At 31.0% G+C, this 3,968-nt stretch carries 4 protein-coding genes; all 4 read left to right on the top strand.

The annotated features are described in order from the left end of the window. Positions 1-136 precede the first annotated feature (136 nt). The 4 genes from FGF67_RS16635 (at position 137) to FGF67_RS16620 (ending at position 3,705) form a co-directional block, all read left to right on the top strand. Complete coding sequence (locus FGF67_RS16635; protein ID WP_139698883.1) at positions 137-832, top strand: hypothetical protein; 696 nt, start codon at positions 137-139, stop codon at positions 830-832. A gap of 171 nt (positions 833-1,003) precedes the next feature. Further along, a complete protein-coding gene (locus FGF67_RS16630; protein ID WP_139698882.1) occupies positions 1,004-1,921 on the top strand; it encodes a pentapeptide repeat-containing protein in 918 nt (305 codons plus the stop codon). Next, positions 1,918-2,826, top strand: a complete 909-nt coding sequence (locus FGF67_RS16625; protein WP_139698881.1) for a nucleotidyltransferase domain-containing protein — start codon at positions 1,918-1,920, stop codon at positions 2,824-2,826. Before FGF67_RS16630 ends, FGF67_RS16625 begins: the two co-directional genes overlap by 4 nt. A 105-nt stretch (positions 2,827-2,931) precedes the next feature. After that, entirely contained in the window at positions 2,932-3,705 is a 774-nt protein-coding gene (locus FGF67_RS16620) for a hypothetical protein (protein ID WP_139698880.1), read from the top strand. The last annotated feature ends 263 nt before the right edge of the window (positions 3,706-3,968 follow it).

Below are 3,968 nucleotides of genomic sequence, written 5' to 3'. Positions count from 1 at the left end.
CAATCAATCTATACAACCAAATTAGATTACATGTATCTTTAGACTATAAAACACCAAATATGGTATATTTAAAAACAGCGTAAATCAATTTTTAACCTGTAGCCATATTTCAGGACTAGACATTTGAACCAAATTTATGATAAAGAAAACCTCACTGATATTAATTATGGGAATTTTAAGCTTCTTTGGTTTTAAATCAAATAAAACCGACAATATTACTTACGAAAAGCAAATTGAAGTTTTCAAAGCATTAGGGTATGAATTCGCAGATGGCGTTACGAAAGAAATGATTTTGACAGATGGCTATGGAGAACCAATGTGGGACCAAATCCGAAAGGAAAGGCTGAAACAAATAGAGGAAAAGCCCTTTTCTCGGCTCTATTTTTATTATGGCTGGAGAAGTCCGAAAATTCCAACCTTGAATTTTAGTGACAAATGCATTTGGTTTGACCTTGAATTTATAGACTCACCAGAACAATATATCTGGTTTATGAAAAGAATGGGAACTATCACTGATGGCGAAATTGAATACACAGAAATTTCTATTGTAGTTGACGATGAAAATTACGAATGGATTCACTTTAAAGTAAATGGCATCAGTAAAAAATGGAAATTGCAAAAAGTCGGTTATATCGCTGATTCATTTTTTAAAAGGTTTTCTTATTTACCAGACGAACTAAAGACAAAGGGGAAATACACCTACTATGATGATGGCGGACAACAATTCGTAATTGACTATGCCACGGAAAGTGAACAAAAGGAATTCAATGAAAAAACTGGCTTAAATAGAGAATGGTTAGACGATGGAAATCATTTTAACGAGCCGAAATAAAAACTACAGCTAACAACGGCTATAGTTCATTACGGCTGAAATTCCTAATCGGAATTTCAAGCCTTTTTGCTAAATTTATGGTTACGGCGGAATGATACTCGCGTACCATTCCGTAACGAAACCATAGCCAAAACCGTTGTGTGTCATTTGAAAAAAGAAATAGAATAAGAAATGTCAAATAGTTTTTTTGAACTTAGTGGAACACCAAGAGTAATTGGAAAAAATTCCGAAGTGGAATTTAAAGAAATGGTTTCAGCAAGTGAAGGAACTATTAGAGATTTAATCTATAAACCAGATATCTTAAAAAACAGCGATGAACATCCTCGCTATAAAGTAAAGTCAATTACATTTATAAATGTCAGTTTCGCAAAGACAAAACTAAAAAATATTGATTTCACTTCTTGTCACTTCGAAGACTGTTTATTTTTTGGAAGTACTTTAGATAATTGTCAATTTCACAGATGTACATTCAAAAACGTAAACACACATCAAATCCTAATTAAACGTACCTATATAGACCCTATAAGTTTTAAAAATAACTACCAAAAGAAAGACATTGAAAAGTCTAATATGGCAGTTCACTTATTCCAACAGCTATTAAACAATTCAAGAGATGAAGAACAATCTGAGTTTGCAAGAATAGCCAATTATTATTTCCAGAAATGGGAAGGTCGACTGACAAGAAGTAAATTTTTTAAAAGCCAACCTTATAAAATAAATTTTCAAACTTTTGCAGTTGAGTATATTCCTAATTTTCTATATCGATGGATATTTGGTTATGGCCTAAGACTAAGAAGTTTTATCGCAACTTTCTTTGTTCTTTATGGAGTATTTTACTTTACCAACTTAAATTATTGGAATGAATATGGATTTCACGAAAAGGACTTTGCAATCGCATCTTTCAATTCAGAGAACATTAGCCCAATAGCAAACATCTTTTTTACAGCAGATGCAATGACGCAATTAGTAGATTCTCAATTTCAACCCCAAACTGATTTTGGAATGTATATGTTGACAATGCAAGGCTTTTCAGGCTTCATTCTTTTAAGTTTTTTAATAACAGTTTTAATAAATCGATTTGTAAAATGAAAAATTATAGTGTTGCAGTTTTCGGCAGTTCATTGAGAGCAGATTTTGATAAATATAGCGATAGAGATTTATTAGTTGTGGCTAATAATTTTAAAACTTTAGAGAAGTTGAAAGAAACCTATTATAAAGATGGTTGGTCTATCTCATTTTACACATACTCAAAACTTGAATATTTATCAAAAAATGGTAGTTTATTTATCAAGCATTTACAAAAAGAATCAAAAATCATTATTGACCCAAATGATAGATTTAAAGATATAATAAATCATTTCAATCCAAAGACAGATTATAAAAAGGACATTAAAGATTGTGAGAATTACTTTAACATAATTAAGACTGTTCCGAAAACTACTTTAGGTTTTGCTTGGTTTTGCGATTGTCTTTTTGTTGGATTGAGGAATTATTTAGTGTTTAAAAATGCGGAGAATGGAATTTTTGAATTCTCATTTATAAAACTACTAAACGGACTAAAAGAGCAAGGTTTAATAAATCAATCTGATATTAACCTTTTAAGGGAATTAAGAGTTGTAAAAAGAAACTATAGAGAAGAAATCCTTGATGAATTACCTTCATTGGACTTCATTAAAAAAGTAATACCTATTGTAAAAGATTTAGGGATTTTAGATTCTGTAAAGTTTGTTGAGTCAGAGACATTTCAAAGTTTAATTGAAAAGTCTATTATCAAAAGTAAATTCAATCCTTATCAAAGATTAAGATTGGTGGAAGGATATTACTGTTCGCAAGATTTGAATATTCCTGAATTGAAAAAAATAATTAGTAACCCACAATTTTATGCTTGCAAAATGAAAGACAATGATTTTACTCTCAATTTGATATCGGAAATAAAAAAACGCCACACAACATTGTATAAAAATAATAGCGGTATAATCGCTAAAACTAAATGAAATTTATAAATCAAAAGACAGTGATGTACCGAAAAGTAAGTGTATAAAATCCGCTACTATTCTTATACGTTACCGTTGTAGCACATATGACCAAACCATAGCAAAATGGGAAGAATACATTTATTTGAGTTTGAAGACCAAAAATGGTTTCCGACTTTTTTAAGGAATTACGGAACTGACTTTTTACAGTTTTTGTCCAATAAGACAAAAATGTACAAACCAATTATCCCAATAATTGAAAAAGGGTTGCTAAAGAGTAAAACGAATCAAATTATTGACCTTGGTTCAGGAGGTGGTGGCGGACTTATTTGGTTGAACTCTGAATTGAAAAATGAAATACCTGACCTGAAAATAATCTTGACGGACTTTTACCCCAACATTCCAGCATTCAAATTCACAAAAGAGAAAGCGAACAATTTCGAGTATGTGGAAAAACCAGTTGATGCAAGAAATGTACCCGATGAATTAAAAGGATTGAGAACTCAATTTTTATCATTGCACCATTTTAAGCCAAAAGATGCAAAACTAATCCTTCAAAATACCATTGACACAGGTAGTTCAATTGCAATATTTGAAGGGCAGGAAAGAAGTGTTCCAAGTATCTTGGCTATGCTATTTTCCCCAATAAGTGTTCTGTTGGTAACGCCATTCATAAGACCATTTAAATTCGGACGGATTATTTTTACTTATTTAATCCCAATTGTGCCTCTTTTTGTATTGTGGGATGGAATTGTTTCTTCATTACGGACTTATTCCATCAAAGAAATGAACGCTCTTGTTGAAAATTTGAAAGGAACGGAAAATTATGATTGGGAAATTGGTAAAGTAAAATCAGGACCGAGCATTGTTTTATATTTATTAGGAACACGAAAAGAATAAATACGTGCTACAACAACGTATATAAAAAATAGCGGTTTAATCGTTCACACGAAACAAAATTAATAAATTAGAGGTCATTGTAAAACTGAAAAATCAGTAAGTAAAATCCGCTACTTTTCATATACTAGACCGTTGTGAGTAATTTTGACCCGTCCTGAATAAAGGCTACATAATTTCAAACATTATGTACAAAAATGACAAAGTAATCAGACGGTATTCAGAACCTTTTAAACTGAAAATTTTAGACGAACTTACAACAGGAA

The organism is Allotamlana fucoidanivorans (assembly GCF_006265225.1).
In the GTDB taxonomy this organism is placed as follows: Bacteria; Bacteroidota; Bacteroidia; order Flavobacteriales; family Flavobacteriaceae; genus Allotamlana; species Allotamlana fucoidanivorans.
This window is presented reverse-complemented; position numbering and strand designations above follow the sequence as displayed.